The sequence below is a fragment of the Asaia sp. SF2.1 genome (assembly GCF_000505765.1).
Taxonomy (GTDB): domain Bacteria; phylum Pseudomonadota; class Alphaproteobacteria; order Acetobacterales; family Acetobacteraceae; genus Asaia; species Asaia bogorensis.
This window is the reverse complement of record NZ_AYXS01000006.1, coordinates 63,357-66,445: the sequence shown is the minus strand read 5'-3', so window position 1 is coordinate 66,445 and position 3,089 is coordinate 63,357. Positions and strand designations below refer to the sequence as shown.

The 3,089-nt window shown below is 59.0% G+C and carries 5 protein-coding genes; all 5 read left to right on the top strand.

Features of this window, described 5'->3' with window-relative positions; translation table 11 throughout:
- Window positions 1-94 precede the first annotated feature (94 nt).
- A complete protein-coding gene (locus P792_RS24850) occupies window positions 95-364 on the top strand; it encodes a hypothetical protein (RefSeq protein ID WP_023977997.1) in 270 nt (89 codons plus the stop codon).
- Window positions 365-486: 122 nt separating this feature from the next.
- Complete coding sequence (locus P792_RS24845) at window positions 487-1,080, top strand: hypothetical protein (RefSeq protein WP_152530155.1); 594 nt, start codon at window positions 487-489, stop codon at window positions 1,078-1,080.
- Window positions 1,081-1,569: 489 nt separating this feature from the next.
- Window positions 1,570-1,941 (top strand): hypothetical protein, encoded by a 372-nt coding sequence (locus P792_RS24840; RefSeq protein ID WP_023977995.1) that lies wholly within the window; start codon window positions 1,570-1,572, stop codon window positions 1,939-1,941.
- On the top strand, window positions 1,919-2,788 hold the full coding sequence (locus tag P792_RS24835) for an FkbM family methyltransferase (RefSeq protein ID WP_023977994.1): 870 nt from the start codon (window positions 1,919-1,921) through the stop codon (window positions 2,786-2,788). Before P792_RS24840 ends, P792_RS24835 begins: the two co-directional genes overlap by 23 nt.
- Window positions 2,789-2,847: 59 nt before the next feature.
- Window positions 2,848-3,089 (top strand): hypothetical protein (locus P792_RS38360; protein WP_035439437.1); only part of this gene is annotated, 242 nt, incomplete at its 3' end.

The following is a 3,089-nucleotide window of genomic DNA, read 5'->3' as shown; positions in this document are numbered from 1 at the left end:
ATCGGTGGAAACAGCCCACCTTTGACGAGCGGATCCCGCCCGACACACTCCGGGGCACCCCCTCTCAATCTCATAGGTTTAAAAGCAAATAAACATGACCACTTCGAATAGCGATGCACGTTCCGAAGCATTCAGACTTCTCGATCGCGCCTTTCTCCAGATCCGTTTGGAAGCGAACGAATTACTCCGAGCCAATGAGACACTTTCAGATGGACAGCAGCGTACAGTTTCACTGATCCATATGATTGCAGACGCGATGCACAATCTTCCGCATCTGCTCGCGGCTGAGTCATTGCCAGATAGTTCAGTCCTGATACGTGAGGTGACTCTCGCAAAGGAAACTTTTCTGGCGGAGAAAATTTGACAAACTGATCCGCGATTGAATTTTTCTTGCCTGTGCTGATTCCACTCTGTTGCCCGTCCAACCGGCGAATACAGATGGGATCCCTGGGTGCGCGCCTGGATCCGACGACAGGGCGTTTCGGTATGCCAACGACGTTTCTCGGCTCCGATCAGTGGCGTGTCTTCGCGCCGTTTCTTCCTGCACGTTTCCACCCCGAGCGCTCAGGCCCTTATCTTCAGCCACGCCCTGTGCCCTTGCCATTATGGGGCTGGAATTTACGTTCGCTGCTCTGCCAGCAAGACTGGGACCGTATACGGCGCGATGCCTATGCGTCCTCGGGAAGGTGCTGCCGGATCTGCGGCAATGTAGGCGAGCGTCATCCGGTCGAAGCCGACGAAATCTGGGTCTGCGACGATGTGATGCGTGTCCAGAGTTTGAGCACGGTCTGCGCGATCTGCCCGGCCTGTCATGCCGTGCGTCATTGGGGGCGAACGACCATGCTCGGAGCGCAAAGCATAGCACTCGAACATATGGCTCATGTGAACCGTCTTTCTCTCGCGGCCTGCAAGGCCCTTGTCGATGCCCGCATGGCGGAATGGGTAGAGCGCTCAGCCCTTGAGTGGACGCTCGACATCAGCTGGGTCGAAAACCGGTATGCCATGTCCCCTCGTCCCGATGCACGCGCGAACGCTGAAGCGGTTCACGCAGCCCTCCTTGCCCATCACAACCCGCGCTGATTTCAGGCAACCGGGTTTTTTTCAAAAAAATGCCTCTGAGATCATTTTAGGCGCTCGCTCTCTGGGGATTTGCACGTCCTGCTAGACGCATGCGATGCGCTTTCGACTATGTCGGGGCGCGTCCTGTCGCAAGCAGGAGACCTCATGAGCCGCCATTCCGATCCCCCGTCGATACGATTCCACCGGGCGCCTCCCTCGTCATGTTATGGCGAGTCGCTTTCCCATTTCCGGCCCAGATCAGTGGGTTAGGCCAATGTTACACTTTGTCGCAGTCACCGAACATGGGATACGAAATCGCCGTAAGTGCCTCTTAGGGCGCAGGAACACCCACACCTTTCGTGGCACGGCGTTCCCTTTTCTGTTCCCGACCGACGGGGGCTGCGGTCGCTCTCTGGAGCGTAAGGCCTGTCTGTACCCCGATGCGGCGCCTTTGCCGCATGGCGCGATCTCTCATGCTGAGGTCGTGCCTTCATGAAGGGAGACAGGAAAATGCCAGCACGCACAACATTCGAGGATCTGCTGCGCAGGGTTGAAGAAGCTGTGCAACGGCCTCCCCTGGAGGTGCGACGCACGATCGAGGCTTTTTTCGAACTGATGCCCGAGGTGCTCGCCGAGACGGATATGCCGGTCCGTATCCGTCATTTCGGTCAGTTCATGCTCAGCGTGCCCCGGCGGACCCATTACGGCATCCAGTCCCGCGCCAGGACTCTCAAGCCCGAAATCATTTTCAGAACCACGCCCAATCTCAAGACGCGTCTTGCCGAAGTAAAGCCAACCCCTGACCGGGCAAGCCTGCGTCCCACGAAGGCAGATGACAAAGCCAATAAGCAGACAGAACATGACACTGACGATAACGGATAGCGCGCCATACGGCACGTACGCCATGACCCTGCATCAGCGCCTCGCGAGGGTGCTGATGCATGACACTTTGCTGGGTCGTACCTCGCTGCGCCGCCGCTTCGTCGCCCGGTTCCGCGACGATGCGACCGGGCCGGTCGATGCCACCCTATTCGGTCTGAAAGTCCGGTTTTATCCGCACGACAACCAGACCGATGCAAAAGGGGCTGTCTGCGGCAGCGCCTATAACGCGACGGAGTTGCGTTGGCTGGCCAGGGCGCTGCATCCAGGCGACGTCTTTCTCGATATCGGTGCGAATATGGGATTCTTTTCCCTGTTCGCCGCGACGCGTGGGGCGCAGATCGTGGCGATCGAGGCCAATCCCGTTCTGCAGGCGCGGTTCGAAGCGAGTTTCGGGTTCAATTACCTGCCCTTCACCCTTTTGCGCGGGGCGGTGGGAGACACGAATCAGCGGGTGCGCATGGCACCAAGAGACGATGATCTCGGAAGCGGGACGGTCGAAGACTGCGAGGAGGGGCGGATCGTCATGCGGCCGCTCCTGGCCTGGCTTGCCGAAGGAAAAGTCGAGCGGATCGACTGTCTCAAGATCGATATCGAGGGGTACGAGGACCGGGCTCTGATCCCGTTCTTCAGGCACGCCCCGGCGCACCTTCGCCCGCGCTATCTGATGATAGAGCGCGCGACACATTATGCACGCCGCGAAGCCCTCGAAACCTGTCTTGTGCGTTCCGGTCTGTATCGCCTTCAGCATCAGAGCCGGGCCAACCTGTTCTACGTTCTCAACCGACCGCAACAGGCGGTGCAGGCCGGACGGGATGGCGAAAGCCAGTGGGCCTGGCAAAGCGCATGATGACTGATCACTGGAACGGCTCATGTCCGGCATGTCATGCGCCCTTGGCGCATGAAACAATGATGCCTCATTACATCAAGGAATGGACGATCCTCGGCTGCAGGCAATGCGGGTATCATGCTGTCTCCCCCCTTCCATCGCGTGGGGCGATCGAGGCTCATTATAATGATGATGCCTATCGGCAGGCCGACGATCTCCATTATGCGAAGTCCCGCTCTCGCAAACGGCGCGCCATGCTCCGGGCGCTGCGCCTCTGGCCGTGGTTTCGTGGCAGGACCGTGCTGGATATCGGCTGCGGTGG